The organism is Streptomyces sp. NPDC033131 (assembly GCF_055578365.1).
Genome location: NZ_JBVIPA010000016.1, coordinates 32274 through 56527, shown reverse-complemented (window position 1 = coordinate 56527; position 24254 = coordinate 32274). Strand labels below are relative to the sequence as shown.

23 protein-coding genes and 1 pseudogene are annotated in these 24254 nt (G+C 71.8%); 11 read left to right on the top strand and 13 right to left on the bottom strand.

Going from position 1 to position 24254, the window contains the following annotated elements; genetic code table 11:
- Positions 1-120 precede the first annotated feature (120 nt).
- On the bottom strand, positions 121-1725 hold the full coding sequence (locus tag ACZ5XS_RS21475; protein ID WP_468653570.1) for an MFS transporter: 1605 nt from the start codon (positions 1723-1725) through the stop codon (positions 121-123).
- A gap of 259 nt (positions 1726-1984) precedes the next feature.
- Between ACZ5XS_RS21475 and ACZ5XS_RS21470 the strand changes: the two genes are divergently transcribed.
- Positions 1985-3223: a mannosyltransferase family protein gene (locus ACZ5XS_RS21470; protein ID WP_468653568.1), complete on the top strand. Its 1239-nt coding sequence runs from the start codon at positions 1985-1987 to the stop codon at positions 3221-3223.
- Between the two features lie 237 nt (positions 3224-3460).
- Positions 3461-4471, top strand: coding sequence for a phosphatase PAP2 family protein (locus tag ACZ5XS_RS21465; protein ID WP_468653566.1), 1011 nt, complete (start codon positions 3461-3463; stop codon positions 4469-4471).
- 98 nt (positions 4472-4569) lie between these two features.
- On the opposite strand, the gene ACZ5XS_RS21460 is transcribed toward ACZ5XS_RS21465, so the two are convergent.
- Positions 4570-4785 carry an I78 family peptidase inhibitor gene (locus ACZ5XS_RS21460; protein ID WP_468653565.1) on the bottom strand — a complete coding sequence of 72 codons (216 nt, stop codon included), beginning with the start codon at positions 4783-4785 and terminating at the stop codon, positions 4570-4572.
- Between the two features lie 456 nt (positions 4786-5241).
- On the opposite strand from ACZ5XS_RS21460, the pseudogene ctaD reads away from it, so the two are divergent.
- Positions 5242-6813: pseudogene (gene ctaD, locus ACZ5XS_RS21455) on the top strand (aa3-type cytochrome oxidase subunit I); the annotation flags it as partial.
- Here ctaD and ACZ5XS_RS21450 read toward each other — a convergent pair.
- The 3 genes from ACZ5XS_RS21450 to ACZ5XS_RS21440 form a co-directional block, all read right to left on the bottom strand.
- Positions 6812-7852 carry a helix-turn-helix transcriptional regulator gene (locus ACZ5XS_RS21450; protein ID WP_468653564.1) on the bottom strand — a complete coding sequence of 347 codons (1041 nt, stop codon included), beginning with the start codon at positions 7850-7852 and terminating at the stop codon, positions 6812-6814. The pseudogene ctaD and the gene ACZ5XS_RS21450 overlap by 2 nt on opposite strands.
- Before the next feature lie 71 nt (positions 7853-7923).
- Complete coding sequence (locus ACZ5XS_RS21445; RefSeq protein WP_468653563.1) at positions 7924-9216, bottom strand: ABC transporter substrate-binding protein; 1293 nt, start codon at positions 9214-9216, stop codon at positions 7924-7926.
- Entirely contained in the window at positions 9191-9727 is a 537-nt protein-coding gene (locus ACZ5XS_RS21440) for an MTB12 C-terminal domain-containing protein (protein ID WP_468653562.1), read from the bottom strand. Before ACZ5XS_RS21440 ends, ACZ5XS_RS21445 begins: the two co-directional genes overlap by 26 nt.
- A gap of 123 nt (positions 9728-9850) precedes the next feature.
- Between ACZ5XS_RS21440 and ACZ5XS_RS21435 the strand changes: the two genes are divergently transcribed.
- From ACZ5XS_RS21435 to ACZ5XS_RS21425, 3 genes are read left to right on the top strand one after another with little or no spacing between them, the layout of a single operon-like run.
- A complete protein-coding gene (locus ACZ5XS_RS21435; RefSeq protein WP_468653561.1) occupies positions 9851-10327 on the top strand; it encodes a hypothetical protein in 477 nt (158 codons plus the stop codon).
- Positions 10327-13020, top strand: coding sequence for an ABC transporter permease subunit (locus ACZ5XS_RS21430; protein ID WP_468653559.1), 2694 nt, complete (start codon positions 10327-10329; stop codon positions 13018-13020). Before ACZ5XS_RS21435 ends, ACZ5XS_RS21430 begins: the two co-directional genes overlap by 1 nt.
- Positions 13017-13712 carry an ATP-binding cassette domain-containing protein gene (locus ACZ5XS_RS21425; protein ID WP_468653557.1) on the top strand — a complete coding sequence of 232 codons (696 nt, stop codon included), beginning with the start codon at positions 13017-13019 and terminating at the stop codon, positions 13710-13712. The genes ACZ5XS_RS21430 and ACZ5XS_RS21425 overlap by 4 nt, the downstream gene beginning before the upstream one ends.
- Here ACZ5XS_RS21425 and ACZ5XS_RS21420 read toward each other — a convergent pair.
- The gene (locus tag ACZ5XS_RS21420) at positions 13630-14241 is read right to left on the bottom strand and encodes a transglycosylase family protein (protein ID WP_468653555.1); all 612 of its coding nucleotides are present in this window, start codon (positions 14239-14241) and stop codon (positions 13630-13632) included. The genes ACZ5XS_RS21425 and ACZ5XS_RS21420 overlap by 83 nt on opposite strands.
- A 431-nt stretch (positions 14242-14672) precedes the next feature.
- Here ACZ5XS_RS21420 and ACZ5XS_RS21415 point away from each other — a divergent pair, with 431 nt between their 5' ends.
- Together ACZ5XS_RS21415 and ACZ5XS_RS21410 are read left to right on the top strand one after the other, a co-directional pair.
- On the top strand, positions 14673-15455 hold the full coding sequence (locus ACZ5XS_RS21415) for a hypothetical protein (protein WP_468653553.1): 783 nt from the start codon (positions 14673-14675) through the stop codon (positions 15453-15455).
- 121 nt (positions 15456-15576) lie between these two features.
- Positions 15577-15945, top strand: a complete 369-nt coding sequence (locus ACZ5XS_RS21410; RefSeq protein WP_468653780.1) for a hypothetical protein — start codon at positions 15577-15579, stop codon at positions 15943-15945.
- 55 nt (positions 15946-16000) lie between these two features.
- Here ACZ5XS_RS21410 and der read toward each other — a convergent pair whose 3' ends face one another.
- From der to aroH, 5 genes are all read right to left on the bottom strand, one after another.
- The gene (der, locus tag ACZ5XS_RS21405; RefSeq protein WP_468653551.1) at positions 16001-17476 is read right to left on the bottom strand and encodes a ribosome biogenesis GTPase Der; all 1476 of its coding nucleotides are present in this window, start codon (positions 17474-17476) and stop codon (positions 16001-16003) included.
- Between the two features lie 79 nt (positions 17477-17555).
- A complete protein-coding gene (locus tag ACZ5XS_RS21400; RefSeq protein ID WP_254401670.1) occupies positions 17556-18143 on the bottom strand; it encodes a lysophospholipid acyltransferase family protein in 588 nt (195 codons plus the stop codon).
- A gap of 62 nt (positions 18144-18205) precedes the next feature.
- A complete protein-coding gene (gene cmk / locus ACZ5XS_RS21395; RefSeq protein WP_468653549.1) occupies positions 18206-18892 on the bottom strand; it encodes a (d)CMP kinase in 687 nt (228 codons plus the stop codon).
- A gap of 131 nt (positions 18893-19023) precedes the next feature.
- A complete protein-coding gene (locus ACZ5XS_RS21390) occupies positions 19024-20109 on the bottom strand; it encodes a prephenate dehydrogenase (protein WP_468653547.1) in 1086 nt (361 codons plus the stop codon).
- Positions 20106-20474: a chorismate mutase gene (aroH, locus tag ACZ5XS_RS21385; RefSeq protein ID WP_468653546.1), complete on the bottom strand. Its 369-nt coding sequence runs from the start codon at positions 20472-20474 to the stop codon at positions 20106-20108. The genes ACZ5XS_RS21390 and aroH overlap by 4 nt, the downstream gene beginning before the upstream one ends.
- 236 nt (positions 20475-20710) lie before the next feature.
- Between aroH and ACZ5XS_RS21380 the strand changes: the two genes are divergently transcribed.
- From ACZ5XS_RS21380 to ACZ5XS_RS21370, 3 genes are read left to right on the top strand one after another with little or no spacing between them, the layout of a single operon-like run.
- Positions 20711-21379: a hypothetical protein gene (locus ACZ5XS_RS21380; protein ID WP_468653544.1), complete on the top strand. Its 669-nt coding sequence runs from the start codon at positions 20711-20713 to the stop codon at positions 21377-21379.
- A gap of 18 nt (positions 21380-21397) precedes the next feature.
- Complete coding sequence (locus ACZ5XS_RS21375; RefSeq protein ID WP_468653542.1) at positions 21398-21982, top strand: DUF6529 family protein; 585 nt, start codon at positions 21398-21400, stop codon at positions 21980-21982.
- A complete protein-coding gene (locus tag ACZ5XS_RS21370; protein ID WP_468653540.1) occupies positions 21979-22392 on the top strand; it encodes a Rieske (2Fe-2S) protein in 414 nt (137 codons plus the stop codon). Before ACZ5XS_RS21375 ends, ACZ5XS_RS21370 begins: the two co-directional genes overlap by 4 nt.
- Before the next feature lie 24 nt (positions 22393-22416).
- Here ACZ5XS_RS21370 and ACZ5XS_RS21365 read toward each other — a convergent pair whose 3' ends face one another.
- On the bottom strand, positions 22417-23433 hold the full coding sequence (locus ACZ5XS_RS21365; RefSeq protein WP_468653538.1) for an ADP-ribosylglycohydrolase family protein: 1017 nt from the start codon (positions 23431-23433) through the stop codon (positions 22417-22419).
- Positions 23430-24161 (bottom strand): NUDIX hydrolase, encoded by a 732-nt coding sequence (locus ACZ5XS_RS21360; protein ID WP_468653536.1) that lies wholly within the window; start codon positions 24159-24161, stop codon positions 23430-23432. Before ACZ5XS_RS21360 ends, ACZ5XS_RS21365 begins: the two co-directional genes overlap by 4 nt.
- Positions 24162-24254: the final 93 nt, after the last annotated feature.

Genomic DNA, 24254 nt, shown 5'->3' with positions numbered 1-24254 from the left:
GCCCAGCCACGCACCGACAGGCGACGAGGGGCAGCCGCCGACGGCGGTGCACCCCCGCAGGAGAGCTCCACCTCTCAAGAACCGCCACGGGCGGTGCGTGGGTGGGAGACGTTGCCGCCGTCAGGCGGAGACGCGGGACTCCGCGACCTCCCGAGGCGCAGGTACCTCCACGGCCCCGCCCCCGACCTCCCCGCACTGCATCACGCGCGGCAACCGCAACGCCATCACGGCCCCCAGCAGCAACAACCCGGCGCTGACCAGCAACGTCACATGCAACCCGTGCACGAAACACTCCCGGGCGGTCCGACGCAGGGCCACTCCGGCCGACCCGCCGAGCCGCCCGGCAACCTCGTACGCCTCGCCCAGCGAATGCCCGGCGGCCGCCGACGCCGACGCCGGAACACCGGGCACCGACGTCACCCCAGGTGCGTACGCCGCGTTCATCACGCTCCCGAGCAGCGCGATCCCGATGCCCGCACCCAGCTGGTACGACGTCTCCCCGATCGCCGCCGCCCCACCCGCCTGCTCCGGCGGAGCCTCGCTCAGCATCGACTCGTACGCCCCGAAGAGAGTCGTCTCCAGCCCGAAGCCCAGCAGCACGAACCCGGACAACATCAGACCGGCGTTGTCCTCGCCGTCCATCGCCGTCAGCAGCAGCACGGCCACCGCCGTCAGCAGGAATCCGCAGCTCACCATCCGACGCGGCCCGAACCGCCGGAGCATCCTCGCCCCCGCGAGGCCCGCCGCCATCGCGGCGATGGTCAGCGGCAGCAGCCGCAGACCGGTCTCCAGCGGAGACAGCCCGAGCACCAGCTGCAGATACTGCGCCGCGATCAGTTCGAGGCCCACCAGCGCGAGCATCGCCAGCACGATGCAGCCCACCGACGTGCTGAACGCCGGCCGCGCGAACATCCGCAGGTCCACCAGCGGATGCGCCCGGCGCCGCTGACGCCGTACGAAGAAGACGACCAGCACCGTGCCGACCACCAGCGGCACCACCGTGAACAGGCCCAGCTCCCCGCCGCCGAGCCGCTTGACGCCGAGTACCAGGCAGAACAGTCCGGCCGCCGCCATCAGCGCGCCGACCACGTCCCAGGGCCCGCGCCCGTCGCCCTTCGACTCGGGCAGCAACAATCGCCCGATCGGCAGACTGACCAGCATCAACGGAATGTTGACGAGGAAGACCGAGCCCCACCAGAAGTGCTCAAGCAGGAAGCCGCCGAGCAGCGGGCCGATCGCCGCGCCGACCGCCGCCACGGCGCTCCAGATACCGATCGCCAGCGCCCGTTCCCGCCGGTCGGGAAAGACCTGGCGCAGGATCGACAGCGTCGCGGGCATGATCATCGCGCCGCCGACGCCGAGCAGCGCCCGCGCCACGATCAGCACCTGGGCGGTCTCGGCGAGGGCGGCCATCGCGGAGGCGACGCCGAAGAGGGCGTAGCCGAGGAGCAGGACCCGTCTGCGGCCCACGCGGTCGCCGAGCGTGCCGAAGAGGATCAGCAGCGAGGCGCAGACGAGCGGATAGATGTCGACGATCCAGAGCAGCTCTATCCCGTTGGGCCTGAGGTCCTCGGAGACGGCCGGGACCGCCACGTGCAGCACGGTCGCGTCGAGGGCGACCAGGAGCAGGCTGGTACAGAGGACGACGAGGACGACCCAGCGGTTGGCACCGGCCCCGGCCGCCCGACGGCGCAACCCAGCGGCGGCCGTGGTCGTCCCGGACATGTACGTACCTCCCAGATGTTCCCTCGCGTTCGGCGGGTTCACAGGGCGGGGACTCCCCGTGACTCGGCCGGAGAGGAGCGGTGGTCTCCGGCCCGCGCAACGATGGCGAGTGACACGTCAGCGTACGCGAGTTCGTGCCGGGACCAAGTGGCGGACCTCTCAGTGGTTGCACGGAACCCCTGTGGCATGCACCACTCCTCTCGGCCGCACCCCGACCCGGCCGGCCGCCCGGTTCCGTACGCCGTCGATAATCGAGCCCGTGACCGATCTTGAAACGCGCGCGGCACCGCCCGGCGCCCCGAGCCTGCGCCGGGCCGCCCCGGCCCTCCTCGGGTACGCGGCCGTACGCGCCCTGGGGCTGCTCGCGCTGGCCCTGTGGAGCGCGGCGCGCGACAAGAACGCGTACACGCTGCTGACCGCCCGCTGGGACTCCCTGTGGTACACGAGGGTCGCCGAGCTGGGGTACGGCTACGAGGTCCGCCTGCCCAACGGCGACGTGCACTCCAACCTCGCCTTCTTCCCGCTGCTGCCCTGGCTGGAGCGGCTGCCGGCCGCGGTGACCCCGTTGTCCCCCGCCGACGCGGGCTTCCTCGTCTCCCTGCTCGCCTCGCTCGCGGCGGCCTGGGGGATCTTCGCGGTCACCGATCACCTGCACGGCCGCCGGGCGGGCGTCTGCGCGGTGCTGCTGTGGGCCGTCCTCCCGGTCGGGATCGTGCAGTCGATGGCGTACAGCGAGTCGTTGTTCACGGCCCTGGCCGCCTGGTCGCTGTACGCGGTCCTGACCGGCCGCTGGGTGACGGCGGGCGCCCTGGCCCTGCTGGCGGGCCTGACCCGTCCGGTGGGCCTCGCCGTCGTCGCGGCCGTGTGGGCGGCGGCGACCGTCGCCTTCGTGCGGGACCGCAGCGCGGCGGGCGCTCCCTCGTCGGTGGGCGACGGGAGCCCGGCGCGAGTGGACGGCGCCCCATTCCAGGAACACGCCCGGGGCACGCACCGCGCCCCCGGCGCCCGTCGCGTCCTCGGCATGCTCCTCGCCCCCCTCGGCGCCGCCGCCTACGTCCTGTGGGTCGGCCACCGCACCGGCCGCGGCCCGCTCGGCTACCTCGACGTCCAGGCCGGCTGGCGCAACGGGTTCGACGGCGGCCTGGCCTTCGCCCGCTTCGTCGCCGACAAGTTCACGTCGTTTCCGTCGGCCCTCGCGGGAGTCGGGCTGATCGTCGGGGTCGGACTGATCGTCTGGCTGTACGTCGTCTGTGTACGGCAACGCCAACCGCTCCCGCTCCTGGTGTACGCGGGTGTCGTCACCGCCCTCGCCCTGTGCGCGTCGAGCTACTTCGGCTCGAAACCGCGCCTGCTGATGCCCGCCTTCCCCCTGCTGCTGCCGCTCGCCCTCGCCCTGGCCCGGCTGCGTACGACCAGGTCGGCCCCGGCGCTCGGGACGCTCGCGGTGGCGTCGGCCGTGTACGGGGCGTTCTGGCTGAACGGCTCCGGCCCGCCCTGACCGGCGCCGGAACGCCATGAGCGCCCGGAGAATTCCACCCCATGATTCGGTGAACGAATTCATAAGCGGGATAAAACCGCAACCCAGAACGATCAAAGGAATTGAAGGACACCGGCGGCCGGCATTGCGGAATCATTGGAAATAAACCTCTCTCTGAGAGGAATCCCACATCACATCGTCATCACAAAGCCGTGGAATCGCCCGGGAACAGACCTCACTCGCTGTAACGTCGATTGGGTGCGTACCGAACGAAACCTCACCCGTCTGGACCGGGTGTTCGCGAGGCTGGACCGTGAGCCGGAACGGCCGGCTCACATCGACGTGCCGAAGATGAGCCGGCACCGCGTCGCGCTGCTCGCCGGAACCCTGGCTTTCTACCTGGCGATCGTGTGGCTCGTGGTGATCACCTCCTGGCTGGTCCGGCTCGACTGGCAGGTCATGTTCTTCCGGCCGTACCAGCAGTGGGCCGGCATCCACTGGTTCGTCGACTACTACGTGGTGCTCGGCCAGCGCGGCCCGACCGCGGTGATGGTCGCCGCCTGGCTGGGCTGGCGTTCCTGGCGGCAGCACACGCTGCGCCCGCTGCTGACCCTGGGCGCGGCCCTGCTGCTGCTGAACATCACGGTCGGCGCCGCCAAGCTCGGCATGGGCAGACTCGGGCCGCACTACGCGACCGCCATCGGCTCGAACGAGATGGGTCTGGGCGGCGATATATTTCCCAGCGGCCACACCGCCAACGCCGTGGTGACCTGGGGAATCCTGGCCTATATGGCCTCCGCCCCGTGGGCCCGCCGCTGGCTGTCCGCCGTGTCCGCGGTGACCTCCCTCGGCGTCGGCCTGGCCACGGTCTACCTCGGTACGCACTGGCTGAGCGACGTCCTCCTCGGCTGGGCCGCCGGCCTGCTGGTCCTGCTGGCCCTCCCCTGGGTGGAGCCGCTGATCGCGCGCGCGGAGGCCGGGATCTTCGACCTGCGGGACCGCTGGCGCGCCCGCGGCGGCCTCACCGCTCCGGTACGTCTGTCGCCCGTCGAGACGCCCGTGCGGCTCAAGCCGCGCCCGGCCTCGCAGAACGAGACCGCGGCGCGCGCCGCGACGCCGCGCGCGCCCGTCTACCTGGCCCCGGGCCCGCACACGGCCCGCTCGGAACGCACCCCGGTCACCCCCGCCGGCAGCCGGCGCCCACCCCAGACGGACCGCGGGGTGCGCGGTCCGGCCTCGACGGCCCGTCCCCTGACAGGCGGCGGCTGACCCGAGGCAGCGGGACCGGTACGCACACGCTCCCACCCCGCACGGCGACGGCCCCGGCTCTCGGAAAGAGAGCCGGGGCCGTCGCCGTGTTCGACGGGTCAGCCCTTCCAGGCTCGGGCCACCTGCCCGTCCTTGACCTCGAAGTTCAGCCGTCCCACGCGGTATTCCATGGTGATGATCGCCCCCGGCGGCAGCGACCGCACGGTCGACCACCCCCGCTCGCGCGCGAGCCGTTCGGCCTGGTCGGAGACGAGGCCGACATAGGTGTCCGGACTGTCGTCGGGTTCGGCGGAGGGACTCGGAATCGGTGCCATACGGCCACGCTAGGCCCTGTCCGACGACCGGGGAAGCCCGGGCACACGCACCCAGCGTCACGTGTCCCTCTCCGGTCACGCTTCTGTCACAGAATCACGACACCCGAATCCGACCCCATGACATCAACGGCTGCCGCAGCGGGCCGTCACACGTACGAGCGGTTCCGTAGGCCTTCCGCAGGTAATCGAACGCAATTCCCGCGTGTCGTGAGGGTCGTGAGAAAAACCCGACGGAAAGTCCCGGAAGAACCGTTCCCCGACCCCCTTTTCCCGTTGATTCCGCGGAGGCCGGCGGGTGCTGATGCCGCATGAGAAACAGCCGGTTTTGGCACAGAACCCCCCGTAGGCGCCCTGTCGGACCACGCGACGACGCGAGCATCATGACGTGAGCTCGCGGGTACGCGTGGCGCGGGCTTCGGCGGGCCCGGGACAGGCGAGCGAAGGGGCGAGCGAGCGATGGGGACGCAGACCGTGCAGGCGACGGCACGACCCGTGCGAACCAATCAGCACGGCCGGGTGGTCGTCGACTGGCTGACCACCACCGACCACAAGAAGATCGGCCATCTCTACCTGATCACGTCGTTCGCGTTCTTCCTGATCGCCGGTGTGATGGCGCTGCTGATGCGCGCCGAACTCGCCCGGCCCGGTCTGCAGATCGTGGACAACCAGCAGTTCAACCAGCTCTTCACGATGCACGGCACGATCATGCTGCTGCTGTTCGCGACCCCGAGCTTCGCGGGCTTCGCCAACGAACTGATGCCGTTGCAGATCGGCGCGCCCGACGTCGCCTTCCCCCGCCTGAACATGCTGTCGTACTGGCTGTTCCTCTTCGGCGGCCTGATCGTGCTCGGCTCGCTGCTGGTGCCCTCCGGCCCGGCCGCCTTCGGCTGGTTCGCCTACGCGCCGCTCAACGACTCCGTGCACTCCCCCGGCGTCGGCCCCGACCTGTGGATCATGGGCCTGGCCCTGTCCGGGTTCGGCACGATCCTCGGCGCGGTCAACTTCATCACCACGATCATCGGGATGCGCGCGCCCGGCATGACGATGTTCCGGATGCCGATCTTCGTCTGGAACACCCTGTTCACGTCGATCCTGATCCTGCTGGCGTTCCCCGTGCTGGCCGCCGCGCTGCTGGTCCTGGAGGCGGACCGGCGGTTCGGCTCGCAGGTGTTCGACGCGGCCAACGGCGGGGCGATCCTGTGGCAGCACCTGTTCTGGTTCTTCGGGCACCCCGAGGTGTACATCATCGCGCTGCCGTTCTTCGGCATCATCACGGAGATCATCCCGGTCTTCAGCCGCAAGCCGATGTTCGGTTACCTCACGCTGGTCGCGGCGACCATGTCCATCACCGGCCTGTCGGTGGTCGTGTGGGCGCACCACATGTTCGCCACCGGCGCGGTGCTGCTGCCGTTCTTCTCGTTCATGAGCTTCCTGATCGCGGTGCCGACCGGCGTGAAGTTCTTCAACTGGACCGGCACCATGCTCAAGGGCTCGCTGTCCTTCGAGACGCCGATGCTGTGGGCGACCGGCTTCCTGGTGTCGTTCCTCTTCGGCGGTCTGACCGGGGTGATCCTCGCCTCGCCACCGCTGGACTTCCACGTCACCGACACGTACTTCGTGGTCGCGCACTTCCACTACGTCGTCTTCGGCACGGTCGTCTTCGCGACCTTCGCCGGCTTCTACTTCTGGTGGCCCAAGTTCACCGGCAGGATGCTCGACGAACGCCTCGGCAAGATCCAGTTCTGGACGCTGTTCATCGGCTTCCACACCACGTTCCTGGTGCAGCACTGGCTGGGCGCGGAGGGGATGCCCCGCCGGTACGCCGACTACCTCGCCGCCGACGGGTTCACCGCGCTCAACACCCTGTCGACGATCGGCGCGTTCCTGCTCGGCATCTCGACGCTGCCCTTCCTCTACAACGTGTGGAAGACCGCCAAATACGGCGAGAAGGTCGAGGTCGACGACCCCTGGGGCTTCGGCCGCTCCCTGGAGTGGGCGACCTCCTGCCCGCCGCCCCGGCACAACTTCACCACGCTGCCCCGGGTCCGCTCCGAGTCACCGGCGTTCGACCTGCACCATCCCGAGTACGCGGCGCAGACTCCCCAGCCCGAGCCAGAGAGCGAGCAAGCCGGTCGCGAGCCGTCCTGACCGCCTCCGTCAGCTCGGCCGGCTCCAGCACCTCGAACTCGAAGCCCAGCATCATCACGTGGAGCACCATCACGTCCAGGCTCGCGGCTCCCGTGCGCAGGATGCAGCTGTTCTCGTCGGAGGCTTCCAAGGTGCCGGCGGAGGGCGAGACCCGCTCCGCGGCCTCCTCCAGGGGCGCCAGCAGCCGGATGACGGCGTGCGAGGCGTACACGCGCGTGGAGACGCCCTGGGAGACGTACGCGGCGAGGTCGTCGGCGGGCGGTGTGCGCGGTGCGAAGCGCGGGCCGTGCGGCTGCCTGGGAGTGATGCGGTCGACGCGGAACGTACGCCAGTCGTCACGGTCGAGGTCCCAGGCCACCAGGTACCAGCGGCGCTCGCTGCACACCAGGCGATGCGGTTCGGCGCTGCGGCGGGTCGGGGTGCCGTCGTGGTCGCGGTACTCGAAGCGCAGCCGTTCGGCGTCCCGGCAGAGGTTGGCGAGCTCGGTGAGGACGGCCGGATCGACGGAGGAGGGCAGCGGGCCGCGCAGCATCGGCACGGTGAAGGCGTTCAGGGCGCTCACCCGGCGGCGCAGCCGGCTCGGCAGGACCTGCTCCAGCTTGGCGAGGGCCCGCACCGAGGTCTCGCCGATGCCGTCGATGCCCTGTCCGGCGGCCGTGCGCAGCCCCACGGCGACCGCCACGGCCTCGTCGTCGTCCAGGAGCAGCGGGGGCAGTTCGGCACCGGCGCCCAGCTGGTAGCCGCCGCCCGTGCCGGGGCTGGCGTTGACCGGATAGCCCAGCTCGCGCAGCCGGTCCACGTCCCGCCGGACGGTGCGCGTGGTGACACCGAGGCGGTCGGCCAGGTCGGGGCCGGTCCATTCGCGGTGGGCCTGGAGGAGCGAGAGCAGGCGCAGCAGTCGTGCCGAGGTCTCCAACATGGGGCCGAGTCTGCCAGCCCTTGCGGACAGCCGTTGTCCGCAAGGGGCGTCGGGAACCGGCCCGGATGACCTCAGGGCCGATACGCCAGCTGTGGGACGTCGAAGCAGGTGCTGTCCATGTCCCCCTGGGACACCCATCCCCGGCCGTCCTCCCAGCGGGCCACCGACAGACAGGTCCTGCGGGTCTTCGGTGGTTCGGCACGACGCTCGAACACGACCGGTACGAGCAACCCGTCCGCGGTGTATGCCCCGCCGCGGTTCATGAAGGCGTCCACGCACGCGCGCGTGACGCCGCTTGTGGAGCAGGACCTCGCCGCGTCCGTGAACCACCTCGCGGCCGCCCAGCCCTCCAACTGCCACTGGGAGTGCGTCTTCAGGCCCTTGGTGGCGTCCCGGAACTCCCGTACGGCCGCATGGCCGGTGTCCTCGTGGTTGCGGCTGGACGCGGTCGCCCACAGTGCGTTGCGGCAGCGCGGGGCGTCCTCGTAGTCGTCGGGGACGGTCGACGTCCAGTTCTGTACGTTCGTGACCTTGGCGGTGACCTGGACGCCGGCGTCGTCCATCGCCGCGCACAGCCGGGCGTTGCCGTGGGTGTCGATCGCGTCGAAGACGAGGTCGACACCCTGCTCCTTCAAGTCGGCGGCCACCGCCCGGAAGTTGGGCAGCGCGAAGTCGACCTGTTCGGTGACCACCCGGTAGCCCTCGGCCTTCAGCCCCCGCTCGACCAGTGAGGCGTAGGCGGCGGACGCGGCCTGGTTGTAGGAGACGACGGCAGCCGTACGGGCGCCGTGCTCGCGCTTGAAGTAGCGGTACACCTCCGTGCCGCCGTACTGCTCGCCGTCCCAGCCGGTGGTGCCCCGGCGGGGCGCGAGGCTGCCGTAGATGCCGTACAGGTGCGGCCAGGTGTCGTAGGCGGACCCGATGGGCTGTCCCCCGATGTCGGGCACGCGCGCGCGTGAGACGCGGGAGGCGCCGGCGTAGTCGAGGGCGGTGGTGGCGACCAGGGCGACGACCTTGTCCTCCTCGATCAGCTGGTGGACGCAGGTGTTGTTGCCGACGCCGCTGCCGCCGTCGTCGCACAGCCGCACCTCGACCGGACGGCCGTCGACGCCCCCGCGCGCGTTGAGACGGTCGAAGTAGGCCTTGGCGCCGTCGCGCGGGCCGGTGAACGCGTTGCCGCCGACCGGGCTGGTGGCGCTGGTGATGATGCCGACGCGGAGGGGGGTGCCGTCCCTGCGCGTGGGCGCCGGCGTCCGGTCTCGGTGCTCGAAGTCGCTCTCCGGGAGCCGGCTGCCGCAGGCCGTGCCCAGGAGGAGCAGCAGGCCCGCGACGGCCGTCTCAGCAGCCCGGGCCCGGCGAGGCATTGCCGCTCAGGCCGACCAGCCCGCACAGCGTCTTGACCGAGACCTTCCACACGTCGTCCTGCTCGACGGCCGTGCCGGCGGCGTCGGGCATGACGGTGGCGCCCTTCAGGGTGAGCGTGTACGTCACGTTCGCCTCGGTCGATGAGGTGAACTCGACCTTGCTGACCTTCGCCTCCACCTGGCCGCCGCGCTCGTCGCCGCTGAAACCGTCCAGGACCTGGCCCATCCGGTCGCCGTTCTCCAGGACGGCCCGCTTTTCCTCGACCGGGACGGCCGGATCGAAGAACTTCATCCAGTTCTGCTTGATCTCCTGCTCGGCCGCCGCGGGGTCCTCCGGAGCGGTCGGGCTCGGCTCCGCGCTGGTGGAGGTCTCCACCGAGGGTGTGGGCGCAGTGGTGTCGCCGCCGCCGCTGTCGTCGGAGCACGCTGTGAGGGCCGAGGCGAGGAGGAGCACCCCCACCACCAGCCCTCGGCCGCCGTTCCTCCGCTTGAGGTCGCTCCCGAGAACCATCTGGCTCACCACCGGGTGTCGGTCCGGGCCGTAGGCGCCCGGTGCTTTCAGGGTCGGCTTGCAAGAGGCATAGTGCAAGCCATCGGCTGACATGGACAGACACATGACGTGTGGGAGCCAGAGATGCGGACAGCCCGACTGCGGACCGTGCACCCCGTCCTGTGGGCCGGCTGGGCCGCGCTCGCCGCGGGCGCGGTGCTGTGCGTGCTCGGCTGGTACGGCGTCTCGGGCGAGCGCTTCGCCGAACGGCAGCTGCCCTACCTCGCCTCCTGCACGGTCCCGGGCGCCGCGCTGATCGTCGCGGGCGCCGTCCTGCTCACCCACGGCCGCACCGCACTCGCCGCCGCCCGCGTGGAGGAACTGCACGGCCTTCTGGTGGCCGCCGAGGCCGCCGACGCGGAGGAACCGGCGCAGCCGGTGTCCGCGCCCCTGGCGGTCAGCGGGGACCTGCTGATGGTGCCGGGCGGCACCCTGTGGCACCGGGCGGACTGCCCGCTGGTCTCGGGGAAGGCGGAGGCCGTGCCGGTGGACTCCAAGCTGGTGGCGAGCGGCGAACTGGGTCCCTGCCCCATCTGCGAGCCCGCCGAAGAAACCGACTGATGTCCGGCCTGACGTACGACCTCACGCTCGCCGGTCTCTCGGTCGGCAGCGCCGCCGCCCTGACCGGGATCGGCCTGATCGTGACGTACCGCGCGACCGGCGTGCTCAACTTCGCGCACGGCGCGATCGCGATGGTGTGCGCGTACGTGCTGCGGCAGTGCGTGGTCGAGTGGGGCTGGCCGCTGTGGGCGGGGGCGGCGGTCACGGTGCTGGTGCTGGCGCCGGGCCTGGGTATGGCGTTGGAACGCTTCGTCTTCCGCCCGCTGTCGGTGCTTGGCAGCGACCCCGCGCAGACACTGGTCGCGTCCATCGGCGTGTTCGTGCTCCTGGTCGGCGGGGCCGCGCTGGTCTGGGGGCAGGGCGCGCGGGACGACGCTCCGGAGCTGGTGTCGGCGGGCCCGTGGGGGCAGTTGGCGGTGGTGCTCGTGCTGGCCGTGGCGGTCGCCGCGGTGATCCGCTGGACGCGTTTCGGGCGGGAACTGCGGGCCGTGGTCGACGACCGGCGGCTCGCCGTGCTCGGCGGGATCGACGCGGACCGGGTGGCCGCGGCGGGCTGGGCGTTCGGCTCGTTCACGGCCGGTCTGACGGGCGTGCTGCTGGCGCCGTACGTACGCCTGGACCCGTACGGCCTGCCGCTGCTCGTCATGGAGGTGGTGGCGGTCGCGGTGGCCGCGCGGATGCGCAGCCTGGCGGTGGCCGTGGTGGTGGCGCTGGGCATCGGGGTGGCGCAGAGCCAGCTGACGAGGCTGCACCCGTCGGGCTGGGGCGAGCCGCTGCTCCAGGCGGTCGGCGCCAACCTCTTCGTCGTGGCCCTGCTGCTCACGGCGCTGGCCCTGCCCCGGATCGGCGCGCGCGACGCCCTGCCGCGCACGGCCACCGCGCGCGTGCCGACGCCGCCGGGCGTCTTGGTCGTGGCCGCCGTGCTGTTCTTGCTGCCGCTCGGCTTCGCGGGCTCGGACCTGCACACGGCGGTCCAGGTGCCGGCGCTCGGCGTGGTGCTGCTGTCCCTGGTGGTGGTCACCGGCCGGGGCGGCCAGATCTCGCTGGGGCAGGCGGCGTACGCGGGCCTGGGGGCACTCTTCACGGCCCTGCTCGCGGCCGGGCGCTTCCCCGGACTGCCCCGCCTGCCCGAACTGGCCGCGCTGGCCGTGGCGGTCCTCCTGGTCGCTCCCCTGGGCCTGTTGACGGGCTGGCCCGCGATCAGCCGCCGGGGCCTGGCCCTCGCGCTCGCGACCTTCGCCGTGGGCGTCGGGGTGAGCCGCTTCGTCTTCGCCCAGCCGTACGCCGTCTCCGGGCTGTCGCTGGGCCGCCCGGCCGGCTTCGACGGCGACCGCGCGTACTACGTCCTGGAGCTGTTCCTGCTGACGGCCGCGCTGCTGGCGACGTACGCCCTGCGCAGGGGCCGTACCGGACGCGCCCTGGCCGCCATGCGCGACCACGAGGCGGGCGCGTCGGCCGCGGGCGTCCACGTCCCGTCCCTGAAACTCCTCGCCTTCGTCGCCGGCGCCGCCCTGGCCGCCCTCGGCGGTGGCATGCTCGGCATGGGCCTGCGCGCCTTCGACCCCGGCGCCTACGACCCCGTCCGCGGCCTGCTCTGGTTCGCCGCGGTCGTCGTCCTGGGCGCCGACAGCACCCTGGGCGCACTGGCCGCGGCCGCGTTGCTGGTGGGCCTCGACGCGGGCGCCCGGGGTGGCGTCGCGGCGGCGCTGATCGGGGTCCTGGCGGTGCTGGTCGGCCGCTTCCCGGGGGGACCGTACGAGGCGCTGCGGACGGCGGGTGGGCGGCTACGGCTGCGCCGAAGGGCCGTGTTGACGCCGCTCGGAGAACGGGTGCGGTCACGGCTCGGGCCGGTGGACCGACGGCCCGCACCCGCCGACGGCGCTCCGCCCCCACCAGCGCCACCCGCACCCGGCCACGAAGGCCGCACGGGTGGTGCGGGTGAAGACCCGAAAACCCCGGCCGGGGGCCGGGTGCCGCCCCACACACCCGCGCCCGCACCCACCCTCACGGCCCGCCACCTCCGTGCCCGCTACGACGGCTTCACCGCCCTCGACGGCGTGGACCTCGACGTCCTCCCCGGCCGGATCACCGCGATCGTCGGTCCCAACGGCGCCGGAAAGAGCACCCTCTTCCACTGCCTCGCCGGAACCCACCGCCCCTCGCACGGCCAGGTCCTGCTGGGCGGCCGGGACATCACCCGGCTCACCGCACACGCCCGCACGCGGCTCGGCATCGCCCGCACCTTCCAGCAACTGGCCGTCTTCCCGTCGTTGACCGTGGCCGAGAACGTTCGGGTGGGCGCGGAGCAGGGCCGCGTCACCGACCCCGGCGCCGTGGAGCGGGCCCTGCGGCTGCTGGCGCTCGACGGGCCGGTGCGCGCGCTGCCCGCCGCCGATCTGCCGACCGGCACCCTGCGCAGCGTCGAACTGGCCCGGGCCCTGGCCGGCAGCCCGCGCGTCCTGCTGCTCGACGAGCCCGCCGCCGGCCTGGACACCGCCGAGGTCACCGCGCTCGCCAAGGTGTTGAAGGCACTCGCCGCCGACGGCACCGCCCTGCTCGTCGTCGAGCACGACCTGGATCTGGTCGCCGACCTCGCCGATGTCGTGCACGTGATGACGGCGGGCCGCATCGTCGCCTCCGGCCCGCCCGCCCGCGTCCTCGAGGCCCTCGGCGCCCAGGAGGCCCCCGCATGACCGCCGCTCTGCAACTGCGCCACGCGCGCGTGCGCTACGGCCCCCTGGAAGCCCTGCACGGCGTCACCCTCGCCGCTCCCGGTCCCGGCCTCACCGTCCTGCTGGGCCGCAACGGCTCCGGCCGGACGACCGTACTGCGGGCGTTGTCCGGCACCGTGGCGCTGTCCGGCGGCGCGGTGCTCTGGGACGGCACCGACGTGACCCGCGTGCCGGCGTTCGAGCGGGCCCGCGGCGGCCTGTGCCTGGTCCCCGAACGGCAGGCGGTGTTCGGATCCCTCACCGTGCGCGAGAACCTCGAACTCACGGCACCGGCGTACGACCTCGCCCTGGACGCCTATCCACAGCTCGCGCCCCTCCTGGCGCGCCGCGCCGGCACGCTCTCCGGCGGCGAGCAGCGCATGCTCGCCCTCTCCCGCGCCCTGCTGGCACGCGCGCGCGTGGTGCTCGTCGACGAGCCCGCGCAGGGCATGTCACCCACGGTCGCGGCCCGCACGTACGCGCTGCTGACCTCGCTCGACGCGTGCGTGGTCATCGCCGAGCAGCGGCTGCCGCCCGCACTGCACGGGCGGACCGCGGTGGTGTACGAACTGCGCCGCGGGTCCGTGGCGTTCAGTGGAGAGGCGGGCGAGTTCCGGTTGCGGGAAGCGGCGGGCCGAACACGGCGGAGGCCCGGGCCGAGCCCTTCGGGATGACCAGCAGCGTGCCCGGGTTCAGACGGTCCGGATAGCCGCCGATCATGTCCTTGTTCGCCTGGTAGAGCTCCTGCCAGCCGCCCTTGACGTCGTACCTGCGCGCGATGGCCGCGAGTGTGTCGCCGGCTTTCACCGTGTGCATACGGCCCTTGAGCCCGTACCTCTTGGAACAGACGGGCCAGGCTTCCCAGCCCTGCACGGCCACCACCTCCTGGGCGACGGCGATCTGCTCCTCGCGGGTGGCGAGATCGGCGCGCGGGGCGTATTTCAGTCCGCCGAACTCCTCCCAGGTGGGCTGCCAGAACTGCAGTCCCCCGTAGAAGCCGTTTCCGGTGTTGACGTTCCACCGCCCGCCGCTCTCGCACTCGGCGATGCAGCCCCAGGGCCACTGGTCCTCGGCACACTCGTAGGGCACGCGGGACGAGGACGGTCCGGGAGCCGGTGGTGGCGGTGCCGCGTGCGCGACGCCGGAGACGAGGGCGCAGAACAGGGCCGCGGCCAGAGCGAGCTTGATCGGCTTCGGGTGCATCGGCCCACGCTAAGCAGCGTCGGCCGGATCCCCGTTGCGGCGCGTCCGGTGCGCTCGGCGGCCCACCCGGTCGGCGGACCGGGCGGGGACCCGGGGTCGCCCGAAGCGAGCGTTCGCCGTGACCTCGGGCATCAACATTTTTCGGCCACCCACTTCATTCGCCGATTTCGTGATTTGTCGACCAGTCGCCTCGACGAGCCGCGACCCACTCCGCCCAGTCAACCTCCTTTGGTTTTGGAGGAGTTGGTGGTGAATTCCGGATCCTTTAGCACAGGTGACCTCGCCCTGTTGATGGTTCGATTCCGTTCGCCGTGGAGCGTGACTCCCGCCACAGATCACCCGTTGTCTCCTTCATGAGCCCGGGACCCACCCGGTTCACGGGCCGGGAGCCACCCGGCCCCGCCACGCACCACATCCCGAGGGAGCCACCCGTGCCGCGCATGCTCGACGTCAGCGACGAGGTACGCGCCGAGATCGGCGACGAAGAAGCCGACCGGCTGCTCGCCGGAGAGAACGCCCCCGGCAGTTACGACTGCACCTCCTGCCGCACCCAGGGCGACTCCCAGCAGGAGCGCACCAGCACCGTCCTGTTCATCGGCGACGAGACCGCCGTCCTCGCCTTCGCCCACGCCAGCTGCCTGCCCTCGCAGGTCGTCCAGGTCACCGAGGAGCAGCTCCAGGGAGCGGTGAAGTCCATCACCGGCGACACCGTCGACCTGGAGCCGGACAAGATCGCGCCCGAGCAGGCCGTGCTCGGTGTGACCAGCGGACTCGTCCTGATCAACGGGGAGTTGTACCCGGCGCTGGTGGTCGAGCCGACCGCGCCGATCGTGCGGCCCGGTGCGACGGGGGTCGGCGACGACTTCCTGCCGCTGCTCATCGAGCAGGGGTTCATGCCGCTGACGACGATCGACTCCGCGCCTTCCGTGCTGCACGGCTGGTCGGTGCTGCTGGCCGTGGGCCGGCTGCACGCGGTGCTCCAGCCCTCGCCGAACGGCGGACAACCGGTGGCGTGGTGGCAGGCGCATCAGCCGTTGCAGGTGACCGAGAGCTGGCGGGCCGCCGCGAACAAGCACCAGCAGGTGCTGATGTTCGCCGCGCCGGTGGGGTCGATCGGGCGGCAGCCGCGGGAGGACCTGCTGCGGGACGCGCTGGACAAGGCGGCGGCCAACGGGAAGCTGGTGGCGGCCGCGATGCCGCTTGCGGGCACCTGACCGCGCGGGCCGGGAGGGAGCTGTGCGACCGTCGCGGCTACGGGTGGTGCACGGCTGGTCGCGCCCCTGAAGGCCTGCCGCCCGACCGCATCTCTTCATGTGCGGGGTCGTTTGGACATACGTGCACACCTACGACGTTCCCCGCCGCCACTCCTTCCAGCCGATCCCGTCTGCACGGTCGGCTCAGGAGCCCTCCGGCGGCCCATCGGCCACGCCGATCTACGACGCGCTCTACGCCGAGTACGTCAAGTCGTTCCGTTCCCTGCCGGGTGACCGCAGTGGCGAGGACGAGTTGGGCTTCACCGCCTTCGGGAACATCCCGCACAGTACGGGCTCGTTCAGCACCTCCTACAGCGCCTACAGCGTGGGGGCGCACAACGCCCGTCAGCAGTCGCAGTGGCAGCGGGTGGGGCAGATCGGACCGCAGCACAGCACCGGGATGCACCACGTACCGGCGGCGCTGCCGCCCGGACTGCGCAGGGGCATCTGAGGCAGGAAAGAGGGCGGCTCCCCGGTCTGGGGGGCCGCCCTGTTTCATGCCTGCGTCACTTCTTCCTGCCGCGCTTCTCGCGCACCCGCACCGAGATGTGGATCGGCGTCCCCTCGAAGCTGAACTCCTCACGCAGACGGCGCTCGATGAAGCGCCGGTAGCCCGCCTCGATGAAGCCGGAGGCGAAGAGCACGAACCGCGGGGGCTTGGTGCCGGCCTGGGTGCCGAACAGGATGCGGGGCTGCTTGCCGCCCCGGATGGGGTGCGGGTGGGCGGCGACCAGCTCGCCGAGGAAGGCGTTCAGGCGGCCCGTGGGGACGCGGGTCTCCCAGCCGGCCAGCGCCGTCTCGATCGCCGGGACCAGCTTCTCCATGTGGCGTCCGGTGAGCGCCGACACGTTCACCCGGGGCGCCCAGGCGACCTGGGCGAACTCGGTCTCGATCTCGCGCTCCAGGTAGTAGCGGCGCTCCTCGTCGAGGGTGTCCCACTTGTTGTAGGCGATGACGAGGGCGCGGCCCGCGTCCACCGCCATGGTGACGATGCGCTGGTCCTGGACCGAGATGGACTCGGAGGCGTCGATCAGGATGACCGCCACCTCGGCCTTCTCGACGGCGGCCGCGGTGCGCAGCGAGGCGTAGTAGTCGGCGCCCTGCTGGAGGTGGACCCGCTTGCGGATGCCCGCCGTGTCGACGAACTTCCAGGTGATGCCGCCGAGTTCGATCAGCTCGTCGACCGGGTCGCGGGTGGTGCCCGCGACCTCGTTGACGACGACGCGCTCCTCGTTCGCCACCTTGTTCAGCAGCGAGGACTTGCCGACGTTCGGGCGGCCGATGAGGGCGATGCGGCGCGGACCGCCGACCGCGGTGCCGAAGGTCTGCTCGGGCGCCTCCGGCAGGGCCTCCAGGACGGCGTCCAGCATGTCGCCGGTGCCGCGGCCGTGCAGCGCGGAGATGGGGTGCGGTTCGCCCAGGCCCAGGGACCACAGGTAGGCCGCGTCGGCCTCGCCGCTCTGGCCGTCGACCTTGTTGGCGGCCAGCACCACGGGCTTGCCGGCCTTGCGCAGCAGTCGTACGACCGCCTCGTCGGTGTCGGTCGCGCCGACCTTGGCGTCCACGACGAACACGACCGCGTCGGCCGCCTCGATCGCGTACTCGGCCTGCGCGGCCACCGAGGCGTCGATGCCGAGGACGTCCTGCTCCCAGCCGCCGGTGTCGACGAGCTTGAAGCGGCGTCCCGCCCACTCGGCCTCGTAGGTGACGCGGTCCCGGGTGACACCGGGCTTGTCCTCGACGACGGCCTCGCGGCGGCCGATGATGCGGTTCACCAGAGTCGACTTGCCGACGTTCGGGCGGCCGACGACGGCGAGAACGGGCAGCGGTCCGTGACCGGCCGCCTCGATCGCTCCCTCGACGTCCTCGACGTCGAAGCCCTCTTCCGCGGCGAGCTCCATGAACTCCGCGTACTCGGCGTCGCCAAGCGCTCCGTGGTCGTGCTCCTCGCCCGAGCCGTCGGAGTGGATGTGGTCGTTCATGAAGTCCGTACCTCGTTCATCGTGGTGATCGGTGGAACACCCAACCGTTTGTCCGGGTTGATCCACTACTCAGTGTCGCCTAGCGCCCGGTCAGGCGCCTGGCGTTTTCCAGGTGTGCGGTGAGCTGCTTCTGGATGCGTTCGGTCGCCTCGTCGAGCGCCTTGCGCGTACGTCGTCCGCTGCCGTCGCCGGCCTCGAACGGGTCGCCGAAGACGACGTCGACGCGGCTGCGCAGCGCAGGCAGCCCTTTGGTCAACCGTCCGGGCCGGTCGGAACTTCCCAGTACGGCGACCGGGACGATCGGGGCACCGCCGCGTACGGCGAAGTACGCGAGCCCGGCGCGCAGTGCGGCGAAGTCGCCCTCGCCGCGGGTGCCCTCCGGGAAGATCCCGAGGACGCCGCCGTCCGCCAGCACACCCAGGGCCTGGGTGATCGCCGTACGGTCGGTGGTGTCACGGTCCACCTTGACCTGCCCGATGCCGAGCAGGAAGGGGTCGAGGGGTCCGATGAAGGCTTCCTTCTTGATCAGGAAGTGCGTGGGCCGGGGCGCCACGCCCATGACCATCGGACCGTCGATGACGTGGGAGTGGTTGACGGCGAGGATCACCGGGCCGGTCGCGGGGACCCGCCAGGCGCCGAGCACGCGCGGCTTCCACAGCCCGTACATCAGGCCGACGCCGATGCGCCTCCCGACCTCGGCGCCCTTTTCCGAGGGCACGGACGAGGCGCTCACTTCGAGGCCCGCTTCTCCTCGACGAGCGTGACGACGCACTCGATGACCTGCGCCAGGGTGAGCTCGGTGGTGTCCACCTCGACCGCGTCGTCCGCCTTGGCGAGCGGCGAGGTCTTGCGGCTGGAGTCGGCCGCGTCCCGCCTGATCAGGGCCTCGCGGGTGGCGTTGACGTCGGCGCCCTTCAGCTCACCGCTGCGGCGGGCCGCCCGCGCCTCCGGCGAGGCGGTGAGAAAGATCTTCAGGTCGGCGTCGGGCAGCACCGTCGTCCCGATGTCGCGGCCCTCGACGACGATGCCCTCCTCGGCGGTCGCCGCGATGGAGCGCTGCAGCTCGGTGATCCGGGCGCGCACCTCCGCCACCGCGCTGACCGCGCTGACCTTGGAGGTGACCTCCTGGGTGCGGATCGGGGCGGCCACGTCGGTGCCGTCGACCGTGATCGTGGGGTTCGCCGGGTCGGTGCCGGAGACGATGTCGGGCTTGCCGGCCGCCGCGGCGATCGCCGACGGGTCCTCGGTGTCGATCCCGTTGCTCACCATCCACCAGGTGATCGCCCGGTACTGGGCGCCGGTGTCGAGGTAGCTCAGGCCGAGCTGGGCGGCGACGGCCTTCGACGTGCTCGACTTGCCCGTGCCGGAGGGGCCGTCAATGGCGACAATCACGGGCGGGGCGACGCCGTTTTCCACGGGAGGACACCTTCCTGGTGCGTGGTGGGAGTGTGCGGGGACCCGAAAGCACCCCGCACAAGGTTACTGGCTCGCCGGAGGCCTCCTTACTGGCGGCTGCCGAGGGGTCTTCCTCTTGTGCCGTGGGCCTCCTACTGGCGGATGGCCCAGCCCCGCTCCCGCAGCGCCGCCGTCAGGACCGGCACCGCCTTCGGCTCCACCGTCAGCTGCACCAGACCGGCCTGCTGCCCGGTCGCGTGCTCGATCCGTACGTCCTCGATGTTGACCCCGGCCATCCCCGCGTCCGCGAAGATGCGGGCCAGCTGGCCCGGCTGGTCGTCGATGAGGACGGCCACGACCTCGTACACCCGCGGGGCGGACCCGTGCTTGCCGGGCACCCGGACCTGGCCCGCGTTGCCGCGTCGCAGGACGCCCTCGATGCCGGTCGTGCCCTCGCGCCGCTTGCCCTCGTCGGAGGACTGCAGGGCCCTGAGCGCCCGGACCGTCTCGTCGAGGTCGGCGGAGACGTCCGCGAGGAGGTCGGCGACCGGCCCCGGGTTCGCGGACAGGATGTCGATCCACATCCCGGGGTCGGACGCGGCGATCCGGGTCACGTCCCGGATGCCCTGCCCGCACAGCCGTACGGCGGCCTCCTCGGCGTTCTCCAGACGGGCGGCGACCATGCTGGAGACCAGGTGGGGCATGTGGGAGACGAGGGCGACGGCACGGTCGTGGGCGTCGGCGTCCATGACGACCGGCACGGCACGGCAGTGCGAGACCAGTTCGAGGGCCAGGTTCAGTACCTCGGTGTCGGTGTCCCGGGTCGGCGTCAGCACCCAGGGGCGGCCCTCGAAGAGGTCGCCGGTGGCGGCCAGCGGGCCCGACTTCTCGCGGCCCGACATGGGGTGGCTGCCGATGTACGACGACAGGTCGAGGCCGAGCGCCTCCAGCTCGCGGCGCGGGCCGCCCTTGACGCTGGCCACGTCGAGGTAGCCGCGGGCCAGGCCCCGGCGCATCGCGTCGGCGAGCACCGCGGCCACGTGGGCGGGCGGGGCGGCGACGATCGCGAGGTCGACGGGCTGCTCGGGCGCCTCGTCGGTGCCGGCGCCGAGCGCGGCCGCCGTACGGGCCTGCTCCGGGTCGTGGTCGGCGAGGTGGACGACGACGCCCCGCTGGGACAGGGCGAGGGCGGCGGACGTGCCGATGAGCCCGGTGCCGATGACGAGGGCGGTCCTCACTGGGCGATGTCCTTGCGCAGGGCGGCCGCTGCGCCGAGGTAGACATGCGCGATGTCGGCGCGGGGCCGGTTGGACTCGATGTGCGCGAGGACGCGGACGACGCGGGGCATGGCGCCCTCGATCTCCAGCTCCTGGGCGCAGATCAGCGGTACGTCGGCGAAGCCCGTGCCGAGCTTGCGCGCCGCGGCGGCCGGGAAGTCGCTGTGCAGGTCGGGCGTGGCCGTGAACCAGATGCTGATCAGGTCGTCCGGGGTGAGGCCGTTGCGCTCCAGGACCGCGGTGAGCAGGGCCCCGACCTGCTCGTCCATGTGGCCGGCCTCGTCCCGCTCGAGCTGGACGGCGCCCCTCACCGCTCGTACCGCCACGACGATGCTCCTTGCTGATGTACGGCTCTTGGTGCATCCAGCCTAGTCAGCCCCCGTGGAGCCGGTGCGCGGCGCCCGCCCGCTGAGACAGGGCCCACGTCGCGCGGCGAACCCTGCCAACGTCACTCGTACGGCGCAAATCCGCTACTTGGGGTGAGAACGCCCCCGTGCGCCTCTGGACGCGAGGCCCCCGGTCCGCTCTGATGGCAGGAAGCTCGCCTCGGGGGAGGCCCTTCATGAAGCGCTCCGGACCACTCGTCACTCTGCTCGCGGGACTGCTGCTCGGCCTGTTCGTGCTGTCGCTGAACGCGACGACGGGGAAGAAGAGCGCCTCCACCTCGTACGCCGAACCGTCACCGGAGGCCACGGCCTCCCCGACGCCCACGGGGACGACCGCGTCCCCTGCACCGTCCTCGGCGTCCCCCTCCCGCGTCCCGGTCCCCGACGCCGACTACGCGGGCCGCACCACCGACGACTCCGCAGCCGTCGCCGTGACGCTGAGCGACGGCAAGGCGGTCGCGTACTTCTGCGACGGCCGCGCGAAGGAGTCCTGGCTGAAGGGTGACGTCGAGGACGACGGCACGATGAAGCTCACCGGCAAGCACGGCGCCGAGCTGAACGGCACCCTCAAGGAGGGCAAGCGGATCAGTGGAACCGTCGACATCGACGGCGACCGGTACGGCTTCACCGCCGACAAGGCGAAGAAGCCGTCCGGGCTGTACCGGGCCACGGCGACGGTGCGCGGCGCGAAGGTCGACGGCGGCTGGATCGTCCTGCCGGACGGCCGGCAGGTCGGCATCCTCACCCGTGACGACGAACCCTCCCCGGCACCGCGGATCGACCCGGAGACCGGCGCGGTGACGGTCGACGGACAGCAGCTCACGGCACGCCCTGTCACCCCTTGACCCTTCCCGGAGTCGTTCATGACCGTCGACCCGAACGCCGCCACCCAGAGCTTTCCCCCCTCAGAGCCCGACCACCGTCGCCCGCACCCGGCCCGCTACCTGGTCCCGGCGCTCGTCGCCGCCGCGGTGGCGGTGGGCCTCGGCGTGTACGGCAAGGTCCACGACCCGGCCGGGACCGCCTTCAACCTGGCCGGCTTCAGCAGCACCGGGGCGGTGAAGTCGTGGCTGGCCACCGTCGCGTTCTTCTTCGCACTCGTCCAGGTGGTCTCGGCGGCGATGGTGTACGGCAGGCTGCCGGGCCCTCGCTGGTCGTCGACCCTGCACCGGTGGTCGGGCCGGGTGGCGTTCTTGGTGTCGATTCCGGTAGCGGTGCACTGTCTGTACGCTTTCGGCTATCAGACGTACGACTCGCGCGTTTTGTGGCACTCTCTGCTGGGCTGCTTCTTCTTCGGTGCCTTCAGTGCCAAGATGCTGCTGCTCCGCTCGGAGCGACTCCCCGGCTGGCTGCTGCCGCTGGTCGGCGGTCTGGTCTTCACCGCGCTCACCATCATCTGGCTCACCTCTGCCCTCTGGTTCTTCCGCACCTTCGGAGTGACGACATGACTCAAGGCCCGACGCGGCGCACGGTTCTCCTCGCGACGGGTGCGGCGGCACTCACCGTCGGATGCAGCGAGTACGGCGACGAGGACTCCGGTTCGTCCTCGTCGTCCGTCGACGCCTCCGCCGGGCAGGAACTGGCGAAGGCGAGCGAGATCCCGGTCGGCGGCGGCAAGATCTTCGCGGACGAGAAGATCGTCGTCACGCAGCCGAAGAAGGGCGAGTTCAAGGCCTTCTCGAACATCTGCACCCATCAGCAGTGCCCGGTGGCCGACGTCTCCGACGGCACCATCAACTGCTCCTGCCACGGCAGCAAGTTCAGCATCACGGACGGCGCGGTGCAGAACCCGCCGGCAACCAAGCCGTTGCCCGCGAAGCAGATCAAGGTGTCCGGGGACTCGATCACCCTGGCCTGACCACCGCTTCCCGCCCCGGACCGGTCAGGCGTCCCAGAGCGCCCCGAAGGTCACCAGCTCGCTCTGGTACTCGATCCGGTCCGCCCACTCGGCCGGCCAGGCTTCCGCACCCAGGTACGCGCCGGCGAAGGCGCCCGCCAGGCACGCGATCGAGTCCGAGTCGCCGGCCGTGCAGGCGGCCCGGCGCAGGGCGGTCACCGGCTCGTCGGCGAAGAGCAGGAAGCTCAACAGCCCGGTCGCCATGGCCTCTTCGGCGATCCACCCCTCACCGGTGGCCAGGCACGGGTCGGTCTCGGGCGAGGGGGTGCGCAGGGCCTCCTGGAGGCGGTCCAGGATCGCCAGGCACTCGTCCCACCCCCGGGCGATGAAGTGCTCGGGGCCGGGGTCCTGGCTGCGCGTCCACAGGTCGCCGAGCCAGCGCTCGTGGTACCGGCTCCGGTTGTCCTCGGCGTACGACCGCAGCAGTCCGACCAGTTCCCCCGGCTCGGCCCCGTGCGCGAGCAGCCGTACCGCGTGCGCGGTGAGGTCGGAGGCGGCGAGGGCCGTCGGATGCCCGTGCGTGAGGGCGGACTGCAACTGGGCGGCGCCCGCGCGCTGTTCGTCGCTCAGCCCCGGGAGCAGCCCGACGGGCGCGACCCGCATGTTGGCGCCGCAGCCCTTGGAGCCGATCTGGCTGGCGTCCTGCCAGGGCAGGTCCGGACGCTCGAGAAGGGCGCAGGCCCGCAGGCAGGTGTTGCCCGGGGCACGGTTGTTCTCCGGGGAGCGGTTCCAGGCGATGAACTCCCGCCGCACCGGCTCGGCCATGTCGGGCCCGAGCACTCCGCGGTCCGTCGCCGCCCGCAGCCCCTTGCCCAGCGCCAGCGTCATCTGCGTGTCGTCGGTGACGAGAGCGGGTGTCGGCAGCGACATGTCCCGCCAGGGCCCGAACCTGTCGATGATCGACGCCACGCCTTGGAACTCGGTCGGATATCCGAGCGCGTCACCGAGGGCGAGCCCGATGAGCGAGCCCGTGGCAGCGCGCTTGGTGAGGGTCGTGGTCATGCGGGACGTCCTTCCCGGGACGGTCGGAGGAGAGGCGGTTGCAGGGTGGTGGCCGGACCCGCCCGGTACAGTGCGGCCGGTTTGCCACGGCCGCCGGTCAGCCGGGCGGCACCGGGTACCGCTTCGACGAACCCGGGCGTGGCGAGCACCTTGCGCCGGAAGTTGGGCCGGTCGAGCGCGGTGCCCCACACGGCCTCGTAGACCTGCTGCAGCTCGCCGAGCGTGAACTCGGGCGGGCAGAAGGCGGTGGCGAGGCAGGTGTACTCCAGCTTGGCGCCGACCCGTTCATGGGCGTCGGCCAGGATCCGGTCGTGGTCGAAGGCGAGCGGCCGGACGGAGGCGTACGGCACCCAGCCGGCCTGCGCCGCGTCACTGCCGCCGTGCGGTTCGGGAGGGTCGGGCAGCAGCGCGGCGAAGGCGACCGACACGACCCGCATCCGGGGGTCCCGGTCGGGCTCGCTGTAGGTCCGCAGCTGCTCCAGGTGCAGCCCGGACACGTCCGTGAGGCCGGTCTCCTCGGCGAGTTCCCGCCGAGCGGCCGTTTCCGCCGACTCGTCCGGCCGCACGAACCCGCCGGGCAACGCCCAGTGCCCGGCGTACGGCTCCTGCCCGCGCTCGACGAGCAGCACCTGCAACGCGCCCGCGCGAAGGGTGAGTACGGCGAGGTCGACGGTGACGGCGAAGGGCTCGTGGGCGTACTTGTCGTAGACCTCCTTGCCGCCGTTCACCCGCACCCACCTTCTTAATAGTCAATACGACTATAAAGAGGCGGGTGTGTCTCCACAACCCCCGGGGGGCGACAGCGACATCGGTACGGACCC